The 23,274-nt window shown below is 73.2% G+C and carries 20 protein-coding genes and 1 pseudogene; 9 read left to right on the forward strand and 12 right to left on the reverse strand.

Translation table 11 applies throughout. The annotated features are described in order from the left end of the window. The first annotated feature begins 121 nt into the window (after positions 1-121). Entirely contained in the window at positions 122-1,309 is a 1,188-nt protein-coding gene (locus N8K70_RS12600) for a class I SAM-dependent methyltransferase (RefSeq protein WP_317138692.1), read from the forward strand. 43 nt (positions 1,310-1,352) lie between these two features. On the opposite strand, the gene N8K70_RS12605 is transcribed toward N8K70_RS12600, so the two are convergent. The 11 genes and pseudogenes from N8K70_RS12605 to N8K70_RS12655 form a co-directional block, all read right to left on the reverse strand. Then, positions 1,353-1,694 (reverse strand): hypothetical protein, encoded by a 342-nt coding sequence (locus tag N8K70_RS12605; RefSeq protein WP_317138693.1) that lies wholly within the window; start codon positions 1,692-1,694, stop codon positions 1,353-1,355. Beyond that, positions 1,691-2,758, reverse strand: coding sequence for a tRNA (adenosine(37)-N6)-threonylcarbamoyltransferase complex transferase subunit TsaD (gene tsaD, locus N8K70_RS12610; protein ID WP_317138694.1), 1,068 nt, complete (start codon positions 2,756-2,758; stop codon positions 1,691-1,693). Before tsaD ends, N8K70_RS12605 begins: the two co-directional genes overlap by 4 nt. Next, on the reverse strand, positions 2,758-3,252 hold the full coding sequence (gene rimI, locus N8K70_RS12615) for a ribosomal protein S18-alanine N-acetyltransferase (RefSeq protein WP_317138695.1): 495 nt from the start codon (positions 3,250-3,252) through the stop codon (positions 2,758-2,760). The genes tsaD and rimI overlap by 1 nt, the downstream gene beginning before the upstream one ends. Then, positions 3,249-3,977, reverse strand: coding sequence for a tRNA (adenosine(37)-N6)-threonylcarbamoyltransferase complex dimerization subunit type 1 TsaB (gene tsaB / locus N8K70_RS12620; RefSeq protein ID WP_317138696.1), 729 nt, complete (start codon positions 3,975-3,977; stop codon positions 3,249-3,251). Before tsaB ends, rimI begins: the two co-directional genes overlap by 4 nt. Positions 3,978-4,113: 136 nt before the next feature. Continuing rightward, positions 4,114-4,617 carry a tRNA (adenosine(37)-N6)-threonylcarbamoyltransferase complex ATPase subunit type 1 TsaE gene (tsaE, locus tag N8K70_RS12625; RefSeq protein WP_317138697.1) on the reverse strand — a complete coding sequence of 168 codons (504 nt, stop codon included), beginning with the start codon at positions 4,615-4,617 and terminating at the stop codon, positions 4,114-4,116. Then, entirely contained in the window at positions 4,614-5,786 is a 1,173-nt protein-coding gene (gene alr, locus N8K70_RS12630; RefSeq protein WP_317138698.1) for an alanine racemase, read from the reverse strand. The genes tsaE and alr overlap by 4 nt, the downstream gene beginning before the upstream one ends. Positions 5,787-5,914: 128 nt before the next feature. After that, positions 5,915-6,271, reverse strand: a pseudogene (locus N8K70_RS12635) (holo-ACP synthase); the annotation flags it as partial. 142 nt (positions 6,272-6,413) lie between these two features. Beyond that, the gene (gene glmS, locus N8K70_RS12640) at positions 6,414-8,267 is read right to left on the reverse strand and encodes a glutamine--fructose-6-phosphate transaminase (isomerizing) (protein ID WP_317138699.1); all 1,854 of its coding nucleotides are present in this window, start codon (positions 8,265-8,267) and stop codon (positions 6,414-6,416) included. A 47-nt stretch (positions 8,268-8,314) separates the two neighbouring features. Next, positions 8,315-9,823, reverse strand: a complete 1,509-nt coding sequence (locus N8K70_RS12645) for a tripartite tricarboxylate transporter permease (RefSeq protein WP_317138700.1) — start codon at positions 9,821-9,823, stop codon at positions 8,315-8,317. Between the two features lie 17 nt (positions 9,824-9,840). Then, positions 9,841-10,359, reverse strand: coding sequence for a tripartite tricarboxylate transporter TctB family protein (locus N8K70_RS12650; protein WP_317138701.1), 519 nt, complete (start codon positions 10,357-10,359; stop codon positions 9,841-9,843). 47 nt (positions 10,360-10,406) lie between these two features. After that, positions 10,407-11,390: a tripartite tricarboxylate transporter substrate binding protein gene (locus N8K70_RS12655; RefSeq protein ID WP_317138702.1), complete on the reverse strand. Its 984-nt coding sequence runs from the start codon at positions 11,388-11,390 to the stop codon at positions 10,407-10,409. Positions 11,391-11,528: 138 nt separating this feature from the next. Between N8K70_RS12655 and N8K70_RS12660 the strand changes: the two genes are divergently transcribed. The 8 genes from N8K70_RS12660 to N8K70_RS12695 all read left to right on the forward strand — a co-directional run bounded on the left by N8K70_RS12660 (position 11,529) and on the right by N8K70_RS12695 (position 22,274). Then, complete coding sequence (locus N8K70_RS12660; RefSeq protein WP_317138703.1) at positions 11,529-12,407, forward strand: LysR substrate-binding domain-containing protein; 879 nt, start codon at positions 11,529-11,531, stop codon at positions 12,405-12,407. A gap of 119 nt (positions 12,408-12,526) precedes the next feature. After that, positions 12,527-13,465 (forward strand): 5-dehydro-4-deoxyglucarate dehydratase, encoded by a 939-nt coding sequence (gene kdgD, locus N8K70_RS12665; RefSeq protein ID WP_317138704.1) that lies wholly within the window; start codon positions 12,527-12,529, stop codon positions 13,463-13,465. Next, a complete protein-coding gene (locus N8K70_RS12670; protein WP_317138705.1) occupies positions 13,462-15,045 on the forward strand; it encodes an aldehyde dehydrogenase (NADP(+)) in 1,584 nt (527 codons plus the stop codon). Before kdgD ends, N8K70_RS12670 begins: the two co-directional genes overlap by 4 nt. Next, positions 15,042-16,364, forward strand: a complete 1,323-nt coding sequence (locus N8K70_RS12675; protein ID WP_317138706.1) for an enolase C-terminal domain-like protein — start codon at positions 15,042-15,044, stop codon at positions 16,362-16,364. The genes N8K70_RS12670 and N8K70_RS12675 overlap by 4 nt, the downstream gene beginning before the upstream one ends. Positions 16,365-16,469: 105 nt before the next feature. Next, positions 16,470-17,600, forward strand: a complete 1,131-nt coding sequence (locus N8K70_RS12680; protein ID WP_317138707.1) for an L-talarate/galactarate dehydratase — start codon at positions 16,470-16,472, stop codon at positions 17,598-17,600. Positions 17,601-17,769: 169 nt separating this feature from the next. Next, positions 17,770-19,077, forward strand: coding sequence for an MFS transporter (locus N8K70_RS12685; protein ID WP_317138708.1), 1,308 nt, complete (start codon positions 17,770-17,772; stop codon positions 19,075-19,077). Further along, positions 19,074-21,560: a glycosyl hydrolase gene (locus N8K70_RS12690; protein WP_317138709.1), complete on the forward strand. Its 2,487-nt coding sequence runs from the start codon at positions 19,074-19,076 to the stop codon at positions 21,558-21,560. Before N8K70_RS12685 ends, N8K70_RS12690 begins: the two co-directional genes overlap by 4 nt. 39 nt (positions 21,561-21,599) lie before the next feature. Next, positions 21,600-22,274 carry a FadR/GntR family transcriptional regulator gene (locus tag N8K70_RS12695; RefSeq protein WP_317138710.1) on the forward strand — a complete coding sequence of 225 codons (675 nt, stop codon included), beginning with the start codon at positions 21,600-21,602 and terminating at the stop codon, positions 22,272-22,274. Positions 22,275-22,322: 48 nt separating this feature from the next. On the opposite strand, the gene coaA is transcribed toward N8K70_RS12695, so the two are convergent. Continuing rightward, a complete protein-coding gene (gene coaA / locus N8K70_RS12700; RefSeq protein WP_394357782.1) occupies positions 22,323-23,267 on the reverse strand; it encodes a type I pantothenate kinase in 945 nt (314 codons plus the stop codon). Between the last annotated feature and the right edge of the window lie 7 nt (positions 23,268-23,274).

Genomic DNA, 23,274 nt, shown 5'->3' on the forward strand with positions numbered 1-23,274 from the left:
CGACGGAAGACATTCGCACTCTCGTCAGGAGAGTGCTAATCCGAGTGTAGGCCCGGACCTGGCACTCATGCAACGCGAGTGCCAGGTCGATGACGCGGGATGACACGCGACAATGGGGAGCATGGATCAGGGGGAACTGGAAGCGCTGCTCACGACCGAGGGTCTGGCGCTGCTCGACGGGCTCGATCCCGTGGAGACGACGGCGGACGTCGCCCGCGCGGTCTCGCGGCTGCGCGCGGCGGGCCACCCGCCCGCGCTCGTGTCGGCCGTGGTCGGCCAGGCCCGACTGCGCGAACGGGCGGCGACGAAGTTCGGGCCGTTCGCGGCGGGCATGCTCTTCACCCGCGCGGGGCTCGAGCAGGCGACGCGGATGGCCGTCGCCGCGCACCACGCCGGGCGGATGCGCGCGGCGGGGGTCGGCCGGGTCGCGGACCTCGGATGCGGCATCGGCGGCGACGCGCTCGGCTTCGCCGGGCTCGGGATGGACGTCCTCGCCGTGGACGCCGACCCCGTGACCGCGGCGCTCGCGGCGTACAACCTCCGTCCGTTCGGCGATGCCGTCGAGGTCCGCTCGGCGCGCGCCGAGGACGTGGATCTCGACGGCTGGGACGCCGTCTGGCTCGACCCGGCCCGCCGGACGGCCGGGCACTCCGAGACACGCCGCGTGTCGGCATCCGACTACTCGCCCTCGCTCGGCTGGGCTCATGCGCTGGGCGAGCGGTTGCCCGTGGGCCTGAAGCTCGGGCCGGCGCACGACCGCGCGACCCTCCCGCAGGGCGTCGAGGCGCAGTGGGTGAGCGTCGACGGGTCGACCGTCGAGCTCGTGCTGTGGTCGGGAGCGCTGGCGCGCGAGGACATCGGACGGTCGGCGCTCGTCGTCCGCGGCGACGAGGCGCACGAGCTGACGGCCGCCGCCGACGCGGAGGACGAGCCCGTGCATCCGCTCGGCGCATACCTGCACGAGCCGGAGGGCGCCGTCATCCGGGCGCGTCTCGTCGGCGATGTCGCACGGTCGCTCGACGCCGGCCCCGTGGCGCCGGGCATCGCCTACCTCACGGGGGACGCGGCCCTCACGACGCCGTTCGTGTCGTCGTTCCGCGTGCGCGAGACGCTCCCGGCCGACGCGAAGGCGCTCGCGAAGGCGCTGCGCGAACGCGGCATCGGCACGCTCGAGATCAAGAAGCGCGGCGTCGACGTCGACCCGGCGCTGCTGCGGAGGCGGCTGGGCCTGAAGGGCGATGCCTCTGCGACGCTCTTCCTCACCCGCATCGCCGGCCGCCGCACGGCCGTGCTCGCCGAGAGGGTGTGAGGCGGGGCACCCGTCCGATCGGGCGTCGGCGGATGCCCCGCGACTACGGCAGCGACGGCAGCTCGAGCGCCGGCGCCTCGCCGAGCTGGCCGACGATCCACAGCGCCCAGACGCCGCAGAACAGCACCGCGGCCACGGCGAGCCCCAGCCCCCACCAGGCGAGCACGCGCTGCGCATGGCGGCGGGCGAGGGCGATCACGGCGAGCAGCGCGGCGATGAGGGCGAGCGGCGCGACCCAGGGCGTGAACCACGACATCGTGAGCGAGAACGTCCCGACGACCATCGACGGGCTCGAGAGCGAGATCCGGCGCCGGGCCGGCCGGGAGGGCAGCACGTTGAGCAGCTCGGCGTCGTCGAGCCGCGCGGCCTCCTCCGGCTCCGTCATGCGCGCCGGGACACCTGGATGTCCGTGACGGGCAGGGTCGAGTCGGCGCCGAAGACGAGCGTCGACGGCTCCCGTCCGCTCTGGATGAGCTCGGACGCGAGCGCGGCGATCATCGCGCCGTTGTCGGTGCAGAGGCTGAGCGGCGGGATGCGCACCGTGACGCCCGCGGCCTCCGCGCGGGCGAGGGCGACCTCGCGCAGCCGTCGGTTCGCGATGACGCCGCCGCCGAGGAGCAGACGCGGCACGCCGTGCTCCGCGCACGCGTCGAGCGCCTTGGTGACGAGCACGTCGACGACCGCCTCCCGGAAGCTCGCCGCGACATCCGCCAGCGGGACGTCCTCCCCCGCCGCCTCGCGCTGCTCGATCCAGCGGGCCACGGCGGTCTTCAGCCCGGAGAACGAGAAGTCCCAGCGGTGTCTCGCGCGGTCGCTCGCCCGCGACAGTCCTCGGGGGAACCGGATGGCGGAGGGGTCGCCGACGACGGCCGCGCGATCGATCTCGGGGCCGCCGGGGTACGGGAGGCCGAGAATGCGCGCGACCTTGTCGAAGGCCTCGCCCGCGGCGTCGTCGACGGTCTCGCCGAGGAGCTCGACATCGCTCGTGAGGTCGCGCACGAGCAGCAGGGACGTGTGGCCGCCCGAGACGAGCAGCGCGACGGTCGGGTACTCGAGCGGCTCGGCGTCGGCGGCGAGGATGTCCGCGGCGATGTGGCCGACGAGGTGGTTGACGGCGTAGAGGGGCTTCGCGAGCGAGACCGAGAGCGCCTTCGCGGCCCCGACTCCGACCATGAGGGCGCCGGCGAGGCCGGGGCCGCTCGTGACGGCGATCGCGTCGACGTCGCCCAGGCGGACGCCGGCTTCGGCGACGGCGGCCTCGATCGCCGGCTGCAGCGCCTCGAGGTGCGCGCGCGCGGCGACCTCGGGGACGACGCCGCCGTAGCGGGCGTGCTCGTCCATGCTGCTGGCGATCGTGTTCGACAGGAGCGTGCGGCCGCGCACGATGCCGATGCCGGTCTCGTCGCAGCTCGTCTCGATGCCGAGGACGAGGGGTTCGGCGGGGTTCATCAGCAGGCTCCCGCGTCGTCGGGGTCGGGGACGCGCGCGGCCGCCCACGAGCGGACGTCGAGCCTCATGACGATCGCATCGACGTCGTCCGGCTGGTAGTACCGGGGACGACGGCCGATCCGCGCGAATCCCTCGCTCGCGTAGAGACCCTGCGCGGCGGGGTTGTCGGCGCGCACGTCGAGGAAGACCTCGCGCACGCGGCGGCGCTCGGCCTCGTCGAGGAGCGCGCGCAGGAGCGCCCTTCCCCGGCCCCGCCCGCGCGCCTGCTCGGCGATCGCGATCGTCTGCACATCCGCGTCCCGCGAGCCGGACAGCGCCCGCAGCCCCGCGTACCCGACGACATGGCCCGTCTGCTCGAGCACGAGATAGTGGCCGTGGGGAGAGGCGAGCTCCTCGCGCATCATCGCCTCGCTCCACGCGTCTGTCGGGAAGGACGCGCGCTCGAGCGCCATGATCGCATCGAGGTCCTCGGCCGTCGCCGCGCGGACGGTCATGAGCCGACCCGCTTCCGCGGTGCGGGCGCCTTCACGTCGGGCGAGCGCAGATACAGCGGCGCGTCGACGTCGGGAGCGATGCCGTGCCGCACCCGGATGGCCGCGATCCGGCCCAGGAGGCCGACGGGGACGCGCGTGGCCTCGAAGACGCCGCCGCTCGCGCGGGGGAGGGAGCTCTCGCCGGTGCGCATCTCCTCCGCGGTGCGCGGCGCCTCCGACGTCGCGTCGGTCCCCCGCGCCCGTCGCACGACGGCGAGCAGCGGATCGGAGGCGAGGTCGGCGTCGCGCGGGCGGAGCTCGGGGCCGGCGACCCGATGCGGGAGGCCCCGTCCATCCGGGGCGCCGTAGACCGACACGGCGTTCTCGCGGCGGCGCGCGTCCGTCGTCACGGCGAAGCCTCCTTCGGGGAGGACGCCGAGCAGTTCCATCGCCACGGCGTCGTGGCTCACGACCGGGACGACGGGGACGCCGCGCCCCAGTGCGAACGCGCGCGCCGCGGCGATCCCGATGCGCAGGCCCGTGAAGGGGCCCGGCCCCATTCCCGCCGCGACATGCGTGATCGCATCGGGCCCGACGCCCGCATCGGACAGCGCACTCTCGAGCAGCGTGCCGATGACCTCCGCGTGGCCGAGCGCGTTCCCGCTCTCCGCCTCGGCCAGGACGACGCCGTCCGCCGCGACGACGGCGACGGCCGAGCCGATGGAGGTGTCGACGGCGAGGATCATGCCCTCCAGCGTAGTTTCCCCGCCGATCGCGAAGCGCCGGGGACGCTCTCCCGTGCCGTCGGCGCATCCCGGTCCTCCGGTCGCCCCGCCGTCCGCGGCGGGCGCCGCACGAGACGGGCGCCGAGAGACGCGAGCGTCATGCCGTGCGCTTCTCGATCACCACGACGCGCGGCGCGTCGTCGTCGAGCTCCGCCGACGCGCGCGCGAGGTCGCCGCACATGGTGTCCGCGCCGCGGCCTCCCACGGGCCGGGTGATCTCCACATCCCACCAGCTGTCCCGCAGTCCCTCCGCCTTGCCGCGTCCCCACTCCATGACGACGACGGAGCCGTCCGCGTCGATGTCGAGGTCGTCCAGCTCCACGGCCGAGGACAGCCGGTAGGCGTCGGCGTGCACGAGCGGAGCGCCGCCGACGAGCGAGGGATGCGTGCGGGCGATCACGAAGGTCGGGCTCTGGATGGGCCCGCGCACGCCGAGAGCCTCGGCGATCCCCCGCGTGAGGGTCGTCTTGCCCGCTCCCAGAGGGCCCGTGAGCACGAGGAGGTCGCCCGCCTCGAGGCGCGCGCCGAGCCGGCGGCCGAGCTCCTCCATGTCGGATGCCGCGGGCACCTCGTGCGTGCCGAGCAGGTCGTCGGGGATCATCCGGTCGCCCTCCGCGCCACGCGGGGGCCGACGCGCGTGACGATCTCGTAGTTGATGGTGCCGGCGGCCCGCGCCCACTCCTCGACGGCGGGAGCGCCCGCAGCGGGGTCGCCGAAGAGCAGCACCTCGTCGCCCACCGCGACGGGATGGTCGCCCACGTCGACGACGAACTGATCCATCGCGATGCGGCCCGAGACGCGGAACCGCTCGCCGCCGATCGCGACGGGCGCCGTGCCCGACGCCTGACGCGGAACGCCGTCGGCGTAGCCGAGCGGAACGAGCGCGAGGGTCGTCTCCCGCACGGTGCGATGGGCGTATCCGTAGGAGACGCCCTGACCGGTCGGCACGCGGCGCACCGCCGCGACCCTGCCGCGGAGCGTCATCGCCGGCCTCAGGCCGAGGTCGGCGGACGTCGCGTCGTCGAACGGCGAGAGGCCGTATATGCCGATGCCGACACGTACGGCGTCGAAACGCGCCTCGGGCAGCCGGATGGCCGCGGCCGTGGCGGCGACGTGACGCAGACGCGGACGGAGTCCGGCGGCCGACGCGGCGCCGACGCCCTCCTCGAAGACGCGCACCTGTGCGAGGTCGTCCGCGTCGCTCGTGCCGGAGAGATGGCTGAAGACCCCCTCGACGACGAGGCGCCCCTCGGCCTCGAGCCGCGCGGCCTCGGCGAAGGCGGCGTGCCAGTCGTCGGGAGCGAGGCCGTTGCGTCCGAGACCCGTCTCGAGCTTCAGGTGCGCCTTCGGCGCGCTCGCCCGTCGCGCATCACCCGAGACGGCCGGCGAGAGGCCGGCCTGCGACGCACGGGCGGCGTCCCCGGCCGCGGCGATCTCCTCGAGCTGTGCGATGCGCGAGACGCCGAGCTCGATGCCGGCCGAGACGGCCTCCGCGAACGATTCGACGGGGTCGTGCAGCCACGCGATGATCGGCGCGCGGACGCCCGCTGCGCGCAGCGCGAGCGCCTCGGGGATCTCCGCCACCCCGATCCGCGTCGCGCCGCCCTCGATCGCGGCGAGCGCCGAGGTCGCCGCGCCGTGCCCGTATCCGTCGGCCTTCACGACGGCGATGAACTCCGGCGTTCCCGCGACCTCTCGCAGATGCCGGACGTTGTGCACGATCGCCGAGCGGTCGACGACGGCCTCGCGCATGCTCCGCTCCCCGCTCATCCCCGGTCCTGCCCCGCGCGCGTCGCGCTGTGCGCCCCGCTCGGCCCCTGAGTGCCGGAGATATCGCGAACGCCGGACGCCTCTCGCCGGATCTCTCCGGCGTTCACGGGATCTCCGGTCCCCGGAGCCGCGCCGCCCTCCGCCACCACGTACGCGATCGCGAGCCCCGCGTCGTGCGACAGCGACAGGTGCACGCTCGTGACCCCGCGGGCCGCGATCGCTGCGGACGTCGCGCCGAAGAGCTCGAAGCGCGGAGCCTCACGGCTCTCCAGACGCGCGACCTCGATCTCCGTCCACGTCACGCCCTCCGAGCCGCCGAGCGCCTTGATGAGCGCCTCCTTCGCGGCATACCGGGCCGCGAGCGAGCGCAGCGGCAGGTCGCGCTCCGCCGGGGTGAAGAGCCGCTCGCGCAGCCGCGGCGTCCGCGCGAGGGTGCGCTCGAACCGGGGGACGTCGACGAGGTCGACGCCGATTCCGACGATCATCCACTGCTCCTCACCGCCCGATCCGTCCGGGCGCATCCGTCATCCCACATCGTGTCACCGACGCGACCCCCGTCGCACGGGTTCCGCACGTCGGGACGACATCGGACGGCGGGCCGGATGGTCGGGTCGGCGCGCTCAGCGCCTACTCGACCGTGACCGACTTGGCGAGGTTGCGCGGCTGGTCGACGTCGAGGCCCTTCGCGGTCGCGAGGCCCATGGCGAAGATGTGCAGGGGGACCACGGCGATGAGCGGCTCGAACAGCGGCGAGGCGAGCGGCACGCGCAGCACCTCGTCGGCGAACGGCAGCACCGCGGCGTCGCCCTCCTCCGCGACGGCGATGACACGGGCGCCGCGGGCGCGGATCTCCTCGATGTTCGAGACGACCTTCGCGTGCAGCGTGGCCGAGCCGCGCGGGGACGGCACCATGACGAACACGGGCTGCCCCGGCTCGATGAGCGCGATGGGACCGTGCTTGAGCTCTCCGGCGGCGAAGCCCTCGGCGTGGATGTACGACAGCTCCTTGAGCTTGAGCGCGCCCTCCAGCGCGATCGGATACCCCACGTGACGGCCGAGGAAGAGGACGGAGCGCGTGTCGCCCATCCAGTGCGACAGCTGCTCGATGCGCTCCTGCTCGTTGTCGAGCACCCACTGGATCTTCGCGGGGAGCGCCTCGAGCTCGTCGATGCTCTCCTCGGCGACGGACGGCGCGAGCGCGCCGCGCACGCGGCCCACGTGCAGCGCGAGCAGGTACAACGCCGTGATCTGCGCGACGAAGGCCTTGGTCGACGCCACGGCGACCTCGGGGCCGGCGTGCGTGTAGACGATCGCGTCGGACTCGCGCGGGATGGTCGCGCCCTGCGTGTTGCAGATGGAGAGCGTCTTCGCGCCGAGGCGCGCGGCCTCCTTGACGGCCATGAGCGTGTCCATCGTCTCGCCCGACTGGCTGATCGAGACGACGAGGGTCGTCGATCCGACGATGGGGTCCCGGTAGCGGAACTCGTGCGCGAGCTCGACGTCGACGGGGATGCGCGCCCACTGCTCGATCGCGTACTTGCCGACGAGGCCCGCGTAGTAGGCCGTGCCGCACGCGAGGACGATGACGCGGTCGATCCCCTGGAAGAGCTCGTCGAGCCCGTCGAGCTCCGGGATGACGATGCCGCCGTCCTTCACGCGGCCGAGCACCGTCTTGGCGACGGCCTCGGGCTCCTCCGAGACCTCCTTCGCCATGAAGCTCGGCCATCCGCCCTTGTCCGCGGCGGCGGCGTCCCACGAGACCTCGAACGCCTCGACGGCCACGGCGGCGCCGTCGAAGTCGGTCACCGTGACGCCGTCGGGCGTGATAGCGACGATCTGGTCCTGCCCGATCGCGAGCGCCCTGCGGGTGTGCTCGACGAAGGCGGCGACGTCGGAGCCGAGGAAGTTCTCACCGTCGCCGAGCCCGATGACGAGCGGTGAGTTGCGGCGCGCTCCCACGACGAGGCCCGGGTGGTCCTCGTGCATCGCGAGGAGCGTGAAGGCGCCCTCCAGACGGCGCACGACGGCCCGGAACGCGGCGGCCAGGTCGCCGCCGCTCGCGCGGTACTCACGGCCGAGGAGGATGGCGGCGACCTCGGTGTCGGTCTGGCTGCGGAACGCGAAGCCCTCGGCCTCGAGCTCGGCCTTCAGCTCGGAGAAGTTCTCGATGATGCCGTTGTGGATGACCGCGAGGCGGTCGTCGTCGGCCAGGTGCGGGTGCGCGTTGACGTCGGTCGGGCCGCCGTGCGTCGCCCACCGCGTGTGGCCGATGCCCGTCGTGCCCGCGGCGAGCGGCTTGTCCTCGAGCGCCTCGCGCAGCCGGCCGAGCTTGCCGGCCTTCTTGCGCATGCCGAGCGAGCCCTCGCCGTCGATGACCGCGATCCCCGCGGAGTCGTACCCCCGGTACTCGAGACGGGCGAGACCCGCGAGGAGGATGTCCTGGCTTTCCCGAGGACCGACGTATCCGACGATTCCGCACATGCTCCTCATCCTAGGTTCGGCATGCTGTGAACCGCGCCAGGACGGCGCTATCGGCGACCGGATCCGACCGGGGCGCGACGCCGGCGGAGGGCGGACTGGACGATGGGCAGCGCGATGACGACGACCGCGACGCCGACGAGCACGCCCGAGATGGGCCGGGCGAGGAAGCCCGTCGGGTCGCCGTCGAAGAGCAGCAGGGCACGGCGGATGCTCGACTCGAGCAGCGACCCGAGCACGAACGCCAGCACGAGGGGGCCCGGCTCGAAGCCGAACTTCTTCATGAGGTATCCGATCGCGCCGAAGGCGACCACGAGCGCGACGTCGAAGATCGAGTTGTTGATCGTGTACGCGCCGATGAGCGTGATGAGCGCCGTGATGGGGGCGAGCACCGCCGCGCGCACGCGGAGGATGCGCACGAACAGTCCCACGAGCGGCAGCGACATGATCAGCAGCAGCACGTTGCCGATGTACATCGAGTTGACGACGCCCCAGAAGAGGTCGGGGTGCTGGTCGACCAGCTGGGGACCCGGGGTCACGCCCTGGATGAGAAGAGCGCCGAACATGAGCGCCATCGTCGCGTTCGCGGGGATGCCGAGGGTGAGGAGCGGGATGAACGAGCTCGTCGCGGCGGCGTTGTTCGCGGTCTCGGGGCCCGCGATGCCCTCCACGGCACCGTGGCCGAAGCGAGACGGATCCTTCGCGCGGTTCTTCTCGACGGCGTAGCCCGCCATCGAGGCGATGGTCGCGCCGCCTCCCGGCAGGAGGCCGAGGAGGAAGCCGAGCACCGATCCACGGGCGAACGCGCCGGAGGACTGGCGCAGCTCCGACCGGCTCGGCCACACATTGGCGACGTGCGCGGGCGTCAGGGTCTCGGCTCGGTGCCGCTCCTCGAGGCTGTAGAGGATCTCGCCGAGACCGAACAGGCCCATGGCGATCGGCACGAAGTCGATGCCGTCGGCCAGCTGCAGGCTCTCGAAGGTGAACCGCTCGGCGCCCGTGAACGGATCGCGGCCGACCGTCGCCAGCAGCAGGCCGATCCCGGCGGCGATGATCGCCTTGAGCTTCGAGCCGCTCGAGATGGTCGCGACGAGCAGGATGCCCAGGAGGGCGAGCGCGGCGTACTCCGCGGGGCCGAAGCGCAGCGCCCATCCCGCGACGACGGGAGCGAACAGCGTGAGCCCGACGATCGAGACCGTGCCGCCGATGAACGAGCCGATCGCGGCGATGCCGAGCGCCGTGCCGGCTTTGCCGCGCTTGGCGAGCGCGTAGCCGTCGAACACGGTCACGACCGAGCTCGCCTCGCCCGGCAGGCGCAGGAGCACCGAGGTGATGGTGCCGCCGTACTGCGCGCCGTAGAAGATGCCGGCGAGCATGATGATCGCCGTGACGGGCTCGATGCCGTAGGTGAGCGGGAGGAGGATCGCGATGGTCGCCGCGGGCCCGAGGCCGGGCAGCACGCCCACGAACATGCCGATGACGACGCCGATGAGGCAGTAGAGCAGGTTGAGGGGCTCGAAGACGGTGGCGAAGCCGTCGAGCACGGGCTGGAAGTCCATGGTGGTGGCTCTCGGTGTCAGAGGAGATGGGGGATGGCGGTGCCGAGCGCCGCGACGAAGACGAGGTAGAACCCCACGACGACGGCCAGGGCGGTGATGATCGTGGTCGTCCAGCGCTCATGGCCGAGAACGCGCAGCCAGAAGAGGCAGAGCAGGAGCGAGGGGATCTCGAACCCGAGGTGCGGCATGAGCACGACGAGCGCGACGAGACTGGCGAAGCCCCATGCGGCCATCCACGATGCGTGGCTGAACGTCTCGCCTCCCCCGCCCCGGCGGCCGACGGCGAGCTGCGCGATCGACAGGGCGAGCACGACGACGCTGACGCCCAGGGGCCAGAGCCCGGGGCCCGGCTGCGCCGGCGAGCCGGTTCCGAGAGCGACCGAGAGCACGACGCCGGTGACGCCGATCGCCGCGGTGACGAGCGAGGATGCGAGATTGGCGACGGGGCCGGCCGGCGGGGGCGTGTCGTCGATGGGAACGGGCGTGGTGTCCGTCGGCAGCGTCGCCGACGGTTTCGTGAGCGGTTCGTCGTCCATGAGACGACCTCCTCCGGGGTGGATGGAACGGGTGGGCCGGTCTCGGATCAGCCGGTGAGGGAGATGTCGTGCTCTTCGGCCAGAGCACGGTAGGTCTCCGCGAGCTCCGTCCACTCGGCGACCACCTCGTCGCCCGAGATCTCGCGGGGCGTGAGCAGGCTGCTCTCGTTGAAGGCCCTGTAGGCGTCGGACGCGATCGCGTCGTCGATCGCGTCGACGAGGCGATCCTGCACGTCCTCGGGCATGTCGGCGGGACCGGCGATCGCGCGGTACTGCGCGACAGGGACCTCGTACCCGAGCTCGGCCGCGGTCGGCACCTCGGGCACGAAGGCGTTGCGCTCCTCCGAGAAGACGACGAGGGGCGTCACCGTGCCGGCGTCGATCTGCGGCTTCGCCTCGCCCAGCTGGACGGTCGCGACCTGCATCTGGTCGCCCATGACGGCGGTGAGGGCCGGTGAGCCCGAGTCGAAGGGGACGGCCTCGCCGGCGACATCCGCCTCCGCGAAGAGGATGGCCTGGGCCAGCTGCGAGCCGGTGCCGACGCCCGTCGTGCCGTAGTCGAGGTCGGGCGCGGCGATGAGGTCGTCGAGGCTCTCGAACCCCGAGGCCGGGCTCGCGACGAGCACGTAGTCGTCCTGCGACAGCCCCTTCAGCACCGTGAGATCGTCGAGGCTCACGGCCTCCGCGGGACTCACGGCGAGCGGTGTGATGGTGATGAGCGAGGCGTTGAGCATGAGGAGTTCGTAGCCGTCGGGAGCGGATGCCGCGACCTGCTCCGTGGCGAGCGCGCCGTTCGCGCCCTCCTTGTTGAGCACGGGGACGGCGACGTCGAGCGACGCCGCCATGCCCTCCGCGACGGCACGCGCCACGAGGTCGCTCGATCCGCCGGGCGCCTGGCCGACGGTGATCGTGACGGGCCCGGTCGGGAAATCGGCGCTGCCGGGCATCCACGACAGATTTCCGCCGCACGAGGTGAGAGCGAGGGCGGAAGCCGTGAGCGCGACGGCGCCTGCGAGACGGATGGCTTTCATATCGGCTTCTTTCCGAGCGGGGCGTCGTCGCCCTGCTCCTGTCCGCGAACTGCCGTGTGGAGAGGCAGTTCAGACTAAGAACCGCCGTGCATGCGCGTCCAAACCCCATTTCGCATAAAGCGATACTCTCGCAGCATCATGTTCACGCTCGACCAGGTCCGCTGCTTCGTCGCCGTGGCCGAGGAGCTCCACTTCGGGCGCGCGGCGGCACGGCTGCGGATGACGCAGCCGCCCCTCAGCCGGCAGATCCAGCGTCTCGAGTCGATCCTCGCGGTCACGCTGCTCGATCGGGACAACCGACGGGTCACGCTCACGGAGGCGGGACGCGCGTTCCTGCGCGAGGGGCGGGAGATCCTCGCCGCCGTCGACCGGGCGCCGGCGACGGCTCGCGAGGTCGCCGCCGGTCGCATCGGCGTCGTGCGCATCGGCTTCACCGCCGCATCGGGCTACAGCGTGCTCGGCCCCCTGCTCACGACCATCGCGGAGGAGCTGCCGCGCGTCCGCGTCGAACTGGAGGAGCTCGTGACGGGGCAGCAGAAGGACGCGCTCGACGCCGGATCCCTCGACCTCGGCCTCGCCCGGCCGCCCTTCGACCCCGCGCGCTTCGACTCGCGTCCGCTCCTCGCCGAGGACCTCGTGCTCGCGGTGCCCGTCGGACATCCGCTCGCGGCGTCGGCCGGGGCCCCGACGCCCGACACGCTCCGGCGCGAGCCGCTCATCATGCACTCGGCGACGAACGCGCGCTACTTCCACGACCTCTCCGCGCGGATGCTGCCGGCCGACCATGCGGGGGTCGTGCACGTCGTGAGCCAGATCGCGACCATGGTCGCCCTCGTCGCGGCCCGGCACGGCGTCGCGTTCGTCCCCGAGTCGGCGCGTCTCCTCGGCATCGACGGGGTCGCCTATCTCGATCTCGGCGAGGAGGCCCGAGGCGTCGTGCGGCTCGCCGCCATCTGGAGCCGCACGAACGGCAATCCGGCGCTGCATCGCGTGGTGCAGCTCCTCGGAGCCGACTGATACCCGCAGAGCATCGAATCATCCAGGCATTGGCTTGGACAGGCATGGACGACTCCGCCTACCGTGGCGTGCGTCCCCTTCGTATGCCGGTGTCGCCGGCACGGCCCTCTGGAGCACTCGTGGCACGCCTCACCCCCGCCGAGCTGGCGGCGCATCTCAAGGACGGCCTGCTGTCCTTCCCCGTCACGGCGTTCACGCCCGACCTCGCCTTCGACGAGCGCGCGTACCGCGCGCACGTCGAGTGGCAGTCGGGCTACGACGTCGCCGGCCTCTTCGCCGCCGGGGGCACGGGCGAGGGCTTCAGCCTCAGCCCCGCCGAGTCGGCCGCCGTCGTGCGCGCCGCCGTCGAGTCGTCGCGCCCCGAGGTGCCCGTGCTCGCGTCGGCGGGCGGGGCCACCTGGCAGGCCGTCGAGAACGCGAGGGCCGCCGAGGAGGCGGGCGCGGAGGGGCTCCTCGTGCTGCCGCCCTACCTCACGGAGTGCGACCAGCAGGGGCTCGAAGCCCACGTCGACGCCATCGCGTCGGCGACGCGCCTCGCGATCATCGTCTACAACCGCGGCACCGCGATCTACGCGGCCGAGACGGTCGAACGCCTCGCCGATCGGCACCCGAACGTCATCGGCTTCAAGGACGCCATCGGCGACATCGAGCACCTCGCGAAGGTCTACGCGCGCAACGGCGACCGTCTCTTCTACCTCGGCGGCCTGCCGACCGCCGAGACGTTCGCCCTGCCGCTGCTGCAGATGGGCCTGAGCACGTACTCGTCGGCGCTGTTCAACTTCGCCCCCGAGTTCGCCCTGGACTTCTACCGCGACGTCCGCGCACAGGACCGCGCCGCCGTGACCGAGAAGCTCTCGCGGTTCGTGCTGCCCTACGTCGAGATCCGCGACCGCGGCCACGGCTACGGGGTCTCGATCGTCAAAGCGGGCCTGCGGGCCGTCGGGCGCGACGTGGGCCCCGTGCGCCCGCCGCTGCACGATCTGCGCGAGGGCGAGTACGCGGACCTGGCCGCGCTCATCGAGCGCGCGGGCATCGCCACCGAGAGGATCGCATCATGACCGCGCTCACCGGCCACTCCCTCATCGCGGGCGAGCGCGTCGCCGGCACCGCGGGCACGACGCACGCCGTCTCGCCCGCCACGGGCGAGCGCCTCGACCCCCCCTACACGCTGCTCGACGTCGATCAGGTGGCCGCGGCGACGACGGCCGCCGCCGAGGCGTCCGGACCGTTCTCGACGCTCGAGCCCGCGGCGCACGCCGCGTTCCTCGACGGCGTCGCCGACCGCATCGACGCGCTGGGCGAGGCCCTCGTCGAGCGCGCGGCGCTCGAGACCGGCCTTCCGGCCGCGCGGATCACGGGCGAGCGCGCCCGCACGACGGGCCAGCTGCGCCTCTTCGCGTCGGTCGTGCGCCAGGGCGACCACCGCGGCGTGCGCATCGACCCCGCCGCGCCCGACCGCCGGCCGCTCCCCCGCGTCGACATCCGGCAGCGGAAGGTGCCCCTGGGCCCCGTCGCCGTCTTCGGCGCGTCGAACTTCCCTCTCGCGTTCTCGACGGCCGGCGGCGACACGGCCTCGGCTCTCGCCGCCGGCTGCCCGGTCGTCTTCAAGGCGCACAACGCGCATCCGGGCACGAGCGAGCTCGTCGCCTCCGCCATCGCCGAGGCGATCGCCGCGCACGGCCTGCATCCCGGCGTCTTCTCCCTCGTGTACGGTCCCGGCGCGGCCGTCGGCCAGGCCCTCGTCGCCGACCCCGCCATCCAGGCCGTGGGGTTCACGGGCTCCCGCGCAGGGGGCCTCGCGATCGTCCGCACGGCCCAGGCACGCCCCACGCCGATCCCGGTGTACGCCGAGATGAGCTCGGTCAACCCCGTCTTCGTCCTGCCCGGCGCGCTCGACGGCGACGTCGACGCGCTCGCGACGGCGTACGTCGCGAGCGTGACGGGGTCGAGCGGCCAGCTGTGCACGCAGCCCGGCGTCGTGTTCGTGCCGCGAGGCGACGCGGGCGACCGCTTCCTCGCGACGACGACGCGCCTCGTCGACGAGGCCGCAGGCCAGGTCATGCTCACGCCGGGGATCGCCCGCTCCTGGCGGGAGGGCGTCGAGACGCGCTCCTCGCGGGCCGCCGTCCTCGCGCGCGGCTCCGAGGGGCCGGGCGGAAACGCGCCGGCACCGGTCGTCCACGCCGTGTCGTCGTCGGACTTCCTCGCGGACGACGCGCTCCGGGACGAGATCTTCGGCGCCGCGTCGCTCGTCGTGCGCTACGACGGCGCCGACGAGCTGACCACTGCGGCCGAGCGGATCGAGGGGCAGCTCACGGCGACCATCCAGCTCGCCGAGCGGGACCACGCCCTCGCCGCGGCCCTGCTGCCGGTCCTCGAGCGCAAGGCCGGCCGCATCCTGGCGAACGGATGGCCCACGGGCGTCGAGGTCGGGCACGCGATGGTCCACGGCGGCCCGTTCCCCGCGACGTCGGACTCCCGCACGACGAGCGTCGGCACGCTCGCGATCGAGAGGTTCCTGCGGCCGGTGGCGTACCAGAACCTCCCCGACGCGCTCCTGCCCGCCGCGCTGCGGGACGCCAACCCGTGGAACCTCACGCGTCGCGTCGACGGCGTGCTGCAGCCGGGCGGCGCATGACGGCCTCGATCGCGCGCGTGGAGGCGGTGCCGGTCGCGGGGCACGACTCGATGCTGCTCAACCTGTCGGGCGCGCACGCGCCGTTCTTCACGCGCAACATCGCGATCGTGACCGACTCGGACGGCCGTGAGGGGCTCGGCGAGGTGCCGGGCGGCGAGGCCATCCGATCGACGATCGCGGAGGCCGGGGCCCTGCTCGTCGGGAAGCCGGTCGCGCGGTTCCGCTCGCTGCTGCGCGATGTCGCGCAGGCGTTCGCCGATCGCGACGCCGGCGGCCGCGGGCCGCAGACCTTCGACCTGCGGACGACCGTGCACGCCGTCACGGCCCTCGAGTCGGCCCTGCTCGACCTGCACGGCCAGGAGCTCGGAGTTCCCGTCGCGGAGCTGCTCGGGTCCGGCCAGCAGCGCGAGGCCGTGCCCATGCTGGGCTACCTCTTCTTCGTCGGAGACCCCGACCGCACCGACCTGCCGTACCTGCGCGAGCCCAGCGGGGCCGATGCGTGGGAACGGGTGCGTCGGGAGGAGGCCATGACGGCAGAGGGGGTCGTGCGTCTCGCCGAGGCCGCTCGGAGGCGATACGGCTTCCGCGACTTCAAGCTCAAGGGCGGCGTGCTCGACGGCGACGCCGAGGCGGACGTCGTCACGGCGCTCGCGCGGCGCTTCCCCGAGGCGCGGATCACGCTCGACCCGAACGGCGGATGGCTGCTGGCCGACGCCGTCCGCCTCGGCGAGCGGCTGCGCGGTGTCATCGCGTACGCGGAAGACCCCTGCGGCGCGGAGGGGCGGTTCTCGGGCCGGGAGGTCATGGCGGAGTTCCGCCGGCGGACGGGTCTGCGCACCGCGACGAACATGATCGCGGCCGACGGGCGGGAACTGGCCCATGCGGTGCGGGAGGAGGCCGTCGACATCCCGCTCGCCGACCCGCATTTCTGGACGATGGCCGGATCGGTCCGCGTCGCGGAGCTGTGCGCCGACTTCGGCCTCACGTGGGGCTCCCACTCGAACAGCCACTTCGACGTCTCGCTCGCGATGTTCACCCATGTGGGCGCGGCCGCCCCCGGCGAGATCACGGCCCTCGACACGCACTGGATCTGGCAGGACGGCCAGGGGCTCACGACCTCGCCCCCGGTCATCCGGGACGGCGCCGTGCGCGTTCCCGAGACCGCGGGGCTCGGCGTCACGATCGACCGAGACCGGCTCGCCGCCGCGCACGCGCTCTTCCTCGAGCACGGGCTCGGGACGCGCGACGACGCGCGCGCCATGCAGTACCTCGTCGAGGGCTGGGCCTTCGACCCGAAGCGCCCCTGCCTCGTGCGGTGACCCTTCCCCGTCGAAGGTCGCCTGCCCCCGCCGGACATCCCGCTTATTGGACAGATTTAGAAGCTGACTGATAGATTCCAGTCGAGCTCTCGAGGAGGAGACACTGTGACCTACACGCCCGACGCCATCCGAGCCATCCGACTGTCGGCCCTTCGCCTGCCCCTGGCCACGCCGATCTCCGACGCCAAGGTCTTCACCGGGCGGCAGAAGCCGATGACCGAGGTCGCGTTCCTCGTCGCCGAGATCGAGACGGAGCAGGGGTTCTCCGGGCACGGGTTCAGCTACTCCAAGCGTGCGGGCGGCCCGGCGCAGTACGCCCATGCGAAGGAGGTCGCCGGCGTCGCGATCGGCGAGGACCCCTACGACATCCAGAAGCTCTACACGAAGCTGCTGTGGGCGGGGGCCTCGGTCGGACGCTCGGGGGTCGCGACGCAGGCTCTCGCCGCCATCGACATCGCGCTCTACGACCTCAAGGCGAAGCGCGCCGGGCTCCCGCTGTCGAAGCTGCTCGGCGCGCACCGCGACTCGGTGCGGACGTACAACACCTCCGGCGGGTTCCTCAACGCCTCGATCGACGAGGTGCGCGAGCGCGCGACGCAGTCGATCGAGGAGGGCATCGGCGGCATCAAGATCAAGGTCGGCCTCCCCGACGCGGCGGAGGACCTCCGCCGCGTGCGCGCCGTGCGCGAGCACATCGGCGACGCCGTCCCGCTCATGGTCGACGCGAACCAGCAGTGGGATCGTGCGACGGCGCTGCGCATGGGACGCCGCCTCGAGGAGTTCGACCTCGTCTGGATCGAGGAGCCCCTCGACGCGTATGACGCCGAGGGACACGCGGACCTCGCGCGGGCGCTCGACACCCCCGTCGCGACGGGCGAGATGCTCGCATCCGTCGCGGAGCACGAGCGCCTCATCCGAGCGCGCGCGTGCGACATCATCCAGCCGGACGCGCCCCGCGTCGGCGGCATCACGCAGTTCCTCCGGCTCATGACGCTCGCGGACGAGGCGGGGCTGGACCTCGCGCCGCACTTCGCGATGGAGATCCACCTGCATCTGGCCGCGTGCTACCCGCGCGAGCCGTGGGTCGAGCACTTCGACTGGCTCGATCCGCTCTTCGAGGAGCGCCTCGAGACGCGCGACGGCCGCATGGTCGTGCCCGACCGTCCCGGCCTCGGGTTCACGTTCAGCGAGCAGGCCCGTGCGTGGACGACCGACGCGGTGACGATCTCCGCCTGACACGCCACCGGCGTCCGCGAGTGCGGGCGAGGCGATCGGCGCACGTCCGTCGCCTCGTCCTCACGGTCGGATTGAAACGTGCCAACCCGTCCGCCCGTACGCGCGCGCCGCACTCGGCACAGGATCCCACGGCACAGCCGCCGTGAAGACGACAGAGAGGTCTCCCCGAATGACACAGCCCATCCCGACCCGCCGGATGTGGTGGATCGCCCTCATCGCGGGCATGGCCTCGTACATCGACGCCGCCGCGATGACGTCCAGCGGCACGGCGCTCGTGCTGCTGAAGGACACGCTCGCGCTCACGCCCGAGACGATCGGGGTGCTGTCCTCCGCGCTCACGTTCTCGGTGGCGCTCGGCGCGCTGGTCGGCGGACGGCTGGGGGACCTCCTCGGGCGGAAGACGGTCTTCCTCGCGACGATGGTGATGATCGCGCTCGGCGCGGTCCTCCTCGTCTTCGTCGAGGTGTTCCCGGGGCTCCTCGCAGGCATGATCCTCGTCGGGCTGGGGGCCGGAGCCGACCTGCCGGTGTCGCTCGCAACGATCGCCGAGATGGCGAGGGCCGGCTTGCGCGGAAGCATGATCGGCTTCAGCCATCTGCTCTGGAAGATCGGCAGCATGGTCGTGCTGGGCCTCGCGACGATCGTCGGCGGCATGGGCCAGCTCGGCGCGCAGATCCTCTTCGGCCACATCCTCGTCATCACGGTCCTGACCCTCGTCGGGCGGCTCTCGGTGCCCGAGTCCGCGCGCTGGCGCGCGGAGCGTCTCGCGGAGCGGGCGGATGCCTCCAGCCGCTCCGACGCGGCCCTCGGCTGGTCGACCCTCAGGACGCTCCTCCAGCCGCCCTTCGTGACGTACTTCCTCGCGCTCGCGGTGTTCTACACGCTCATGAACCTCGGCTCGAACACGGTCAGCCAGTACGGCGCGTACCTGTACACCGAGGTCGCGGACTCGACGGTCCAGGTGTACTCCACCGTGAAGCTCATCACGATGTTCCTCGGCGCGCTGCTCGTCCTCGTCTTCATGAAGGTCGTCGCGACCCGGTGGCGGATGGCCTGGTTCGTCGCCGGAGCCGTCTGCACGGTCGTCGCGATGTGCGTTCCGCTCGCGTTCGGCCCGCAGGTCTGGACGCTCCACGTCATGATGTTCCTCTGGCTCGTCGGGACCGTGTTCGCGGGCGAGGGCATCATGAAGATCTGGACGCAGGAGTCCTTCCCGACGCTGCTGCGCTCCTCGGCGCAGGGGGCGATCATCGCGATCGCGCGCTTCGGATCCGCCGCGCTCGCTCTCGTCACGCCGATCGTCCTCGCGAACGGCCCCCGCGCGCTGTTCGCCCTGCTCGCCGGCGCCTGCCTCGTCGCGGTGGTGCTCGCGTTCGCGGTGTTCAGCCGCCAGCGCACGACCGTCATCGACGAGGAGGCGGCGGACGACGAGGCCCCCTTCGTCCCGTCGTCCGACGAGGCGAGGGCGCGCGGATGACCGGCGTCGCGGCCGACATCGTGCGCGCCGTGCGGGAGCCCGCCCCGCACGCCGCACCGCTCATGCGGTGGTGGTGGTTCTCGTCCCACGTGTCGGAGGCGGCGATCGACGCCGATCTCGACGCGATGCGCGACGCGGGCATCGGCGGCGTGGAGGTCGCCTTCGTGTACCCGGTCGCGGACGGCGGCCCGGGCTTCGGATCGCGCGAGCTCCTCGCGCTCGTCGCGTACGCGGCGCGCGGCGCCGAGCGGCGCGGCCTGCGCTTCGACCTCACGCTCGGCGCGGGCTGGCCGTTCGGCGGTCCGCACGTCGACGCCGCCACGGCCGCGCGCGGTCTGCACTGGGAGCGGATCGAGCTCGCCCCGGGCGTCACCGGGATCGCCTACCGGCCCCCGTTCGACGGCGACGTCGTCGTGAGCGCATACGTCGGAGCGGGGTCCCTGCAGGAGACGCCCGCGTCGTGGGAGCCCGCGGAGGTCGGCGACCGCATCCGCGTGCCGGCGTTCGGCGACGGGCCCCGCGTCCTGCTCATCGCGGTGTCGCGCCTCACGGGCCAGAACGTCAAGCGCGCACCCCGCGGCGGCGAGGGACTCGTCCTCGACCACTACTCGGCCGTCGCCGCGCGGGCGCACCTCGACGCCGTCGCGGCTCCCCTGCTGGAGGCGGCCGGCGCCGCCCGCGTGCACGCGGGCTTCTGCGACAGCTTCGAGGTGTACGACGCCGACTGGACTCCCGATCTGCCGGAGGAGTTCCGCGCGCGACGCGGTTATGACGTCCTGCCCTCCCTCTGGATGCTCCGCGTCGACGCGCCGGGCGGCTCGCGCATCCGCGCCGATCTCATGACGACGCTCTCCGAGCTGTTCGAGGAGCGCTTCCTCGCGGTCTTCGCCGAGTGGGCGCACGCGCACGGCATCCTCTTCCGCGCGCAGTGCTACGGCGAGCCGCCCATGCTCACGAGCAGCTTCCGCCACGTCGACCTCTTCGAGGGCGAGGGATGGGGATGGCGCCGCTGGACGAAGAACTCCTGGGCCGTCTCCGCGGCGAGCGCCTACGGCAGGACGATCGTGTCGTCGGAGACGTGGACGTGGGTCCGCTCCCCGTCGTTCCGCGCCGGCCCCCTCGACCTCCTCGGCGAGGCCTACGAGCACCTCCTCGGCGGCGTCAACCTCCTCTTCGGGCACGGATGGCCCGTGGGCGCCGCGCTCGGCGCCGGCGAGCCCGTCTTCTACGCCTCGGGCGCGCTCGACGCGCGCAATCCCTGGTGGTCCGTCGCGCGCGAGCTCTTCGACGGGATCGCGCGCGCGAGCGCCGTGCTCCAGCTCGGCCGCAGGATCGCCCAGGTGGGCGTCTATCACCCCGTCGCGGAGCTGCGCGCCCGCGCGGAGGGCGAGCGCCCGTTCGACCTGTGGCGGCAGACGAGACGCTTCGTCGACGACGCGTTCGTCTCGGCCGTGCGCACCTCCGGGCTGGATCACGACCTCGTCGACGACGCGTCGCTCGCAGCGGGCGGGACCGAGCGGTTCGAGGTCGTCCTCGTCCCCGCCGGCTGCACGCCGACCCCACGGGCGGACGCGCTGCTCACGGCGTCGGGCGTCCGGGTCGTGCGGCTGACCGAGCCGGCGGGCGAGGCGCGCGACGCGGAGATCCGCGCGGCGCTGGCGCCCGTCGTCCCTCCCCTCGCGACGAGCCGCCCGGAGACCGTGGGGGTCACGACGCGGCAGCTCGACGACGCACGCGTCTCACTCATCGTGAACACCGCGGCGACGGCCGAGGAGGTCGTCCTCGAGGCCACCGGACGCGCGCTCACCGTGTGGGACGCCGTCTCGGGCAGGGTGCGCGCGGTCTCGGCGGACGGGCCGGCGATCGTCCGGCTCGGCTCGTACGACGGCGTGCTCGTGGCGCAGGCGGACGCGGTGCTCGAGATGGGCACGGACGCCCGCGCCGTCGCCCCCGGCCCGCGCCCCGCGCTCGACGTGTCCGGCTGGTCGGTCGTCTCCCCGGGGGGACGGCGCTCGGTCGCCCTTCCGCACGTGTGGGAGGACGACCCCGCCGTCGCCCCCGAGACGGAGCGCCTCGTGTACGAGACGGACGTCACGCTCGACCGCGCGGGCGACGTGGTCGTCGACTTCGGCGAGGGGATCATCGCCCCGCGCGCGGGGCGCGCGAGCTCGTTCGCCGTTCCCGCGGATCCGCCGGTCGCGGTCGTCGCGCACGTCGACGTGGACGGGACGCCGGTCGGCGACGTCTGGCGCCCCCCGTTCTCGATCGGGCTCGGCCGGCTCACGGCGGGCCGTCACGTGCTGACGATCGCGGTGTCGTCGCTCGGCGTCCGCGCCGCCGCGGCCGCCGCCGTCGACGGCTCCGACGCCGCGGCGATCGCGGCGGACGGAGTGCGCTTCCGCGTGCAGGACGCCGAGCGCCGCGCGGTCGGCGTGCGCTCGGGCATCCTGCGTGCACCGTCGTTCCGCCTCTCGGAGCGCTGAGAGGCAGCGGGGCGCGCCGGATGGCGCGATGATGAACGGATGAGCACCACGCGCGCGGAGGAGATCGCCCGGGTCCTGGCCGACCGCATCGTCGAGGGGATCGTCGCACCGGGCGATCGGCTGCCGAGCGAGGCGAAGCTCGTGGCCGAGTTCGGCGCGAGCCGCACGGTCGTCCGCGAGGCCCTGCACCGCCTGCAGTCGCGCGGCCTCGTGCGTACGCGTGTCGGGTCGGGCAGCTACGCGCTCACGCCGCCGGTCCCGGCCGCGGGCGACGACTGGCTCGCCGCGCGCTCGGAGTCCGAGCGCGCGGAGCTGCACGCGTTCCGCATCGCGATCGAGTCGGAGGCCGCCGCCCTCGCCGCCCGGTCGCCGTCTCCCGAGGAGATCGCGGCGGTCGACGACGCTCTCGCGGCACTCGCGCATGCCCGTCTGCCCGTCGAGACCGTGGAGGCGGATTTCGCGTTCCACCGCGCGATCGCGGTGGCGTCCGGCAACCGCTACCTCCTCGCCGCGCTCGACCGGATGGGCGCCCGCTCCATCATCCTGCCCCGCGCACGGATCTCGGACCAGGAGCGCGACGCCGCCGAGGCCGCCGCGGTGCTGGCCGAGCACCGCGCCGTGGCCGTGGCCGTCCGCCTCGCCGACCCGCTCGCGGCGGCCGCGGCGATGCGCGCGCACCTCACGGCGTCGACGGCCCGTCGCGCGGCGCGCTGACCGCCCGGTCTCGAGCACGGCCAGCGCCCCGGGGTCCGCGACCGCCGCCTACAGCTTGCGCAGCAGGATGCTCGCGACGGTGTGATCGGCGCCCTTGTTGAGGACGAGGTTGGCCCGGTGCCGTGTCGGCGCGACGTTCTCGACGAGGTTCGGCAGGTTGATGTCGTTCCAGATCCCGCGCGCGGTGCTGATGGCCTCGTCGTCGCTCAGGTGCTGGAACACGTTGAAGTACGACGACGGGTTCGCGAACGCCCCCTCGCGCAGCGCCAGGAAGCGGTTGACGAACCACTGCTCGATGTGGTCGGCGTCGGCGTCGACGTAGACCGAGAAGTCGAACAGGTCGCTCACGGCGACGTCGTTCGGGGTCGGCGGCGGCTGCAGCACGTTGAGGCCCTCGATGATGAGCACGTCCGGCCGCCGCACGACGACCTGGGCGTCGGGCATGATGTCGTACTTCATGTGCGAGTAGAACGGCGCGCGCACCTCGTCGGCGCCGCTCTTGACCCTCGTGACGAAGTCGACGAGGGAACGCCGGTCGTACGACTCGGGGAATCCCTTGCGGTCCATGATGCCGCGGCGCTCGAGCTCGGCGTTGGGCAGGAGGAACCCGTCGGTCGTGACGAGCTCCACGCGCGGGGTGTCGGGCCAGCGGCTGATGAGCTCGCGCAGGAGGCGGGCGACCGTCGACTTGCCGACGGCGACCGATCCGGCGACGCCGATCACGAAGGGCGTCGTCGGGTCGTCCTCCTGCAGGAGGCCGGCGATGTCGGCGCCGATGCGGCGCACGCCGCTCGCCCAGATGCTGAGGGCGCGGCTGAGCGGGAGGTACACGTCGCGCACCTCGGCGATGTCGAGCCGGTCGCCCAGGCCCCGCAGCTGCACGACCTCGGTCTCGGTGAGCGGCTGGGCCATGCCCGCCGCCGTCCGGGCCCAGTCGGCACGCAGCACCTCGCGATAGAGCGAGAGCGACGCGGATGCGGGTGTCGTGGCCATCCGCAAC

The sequence above is a fragment of the Microbacterium sp. AB genome, from assembly GCF_032878875.1.
In the GTDB taxonomy this organism is placed as follows: Bacteria; Actinomycetota; Actinomycetes; order Actinomycetales; family Microbacteriaceae; genus Microbacterium; species Microbacterium betulae.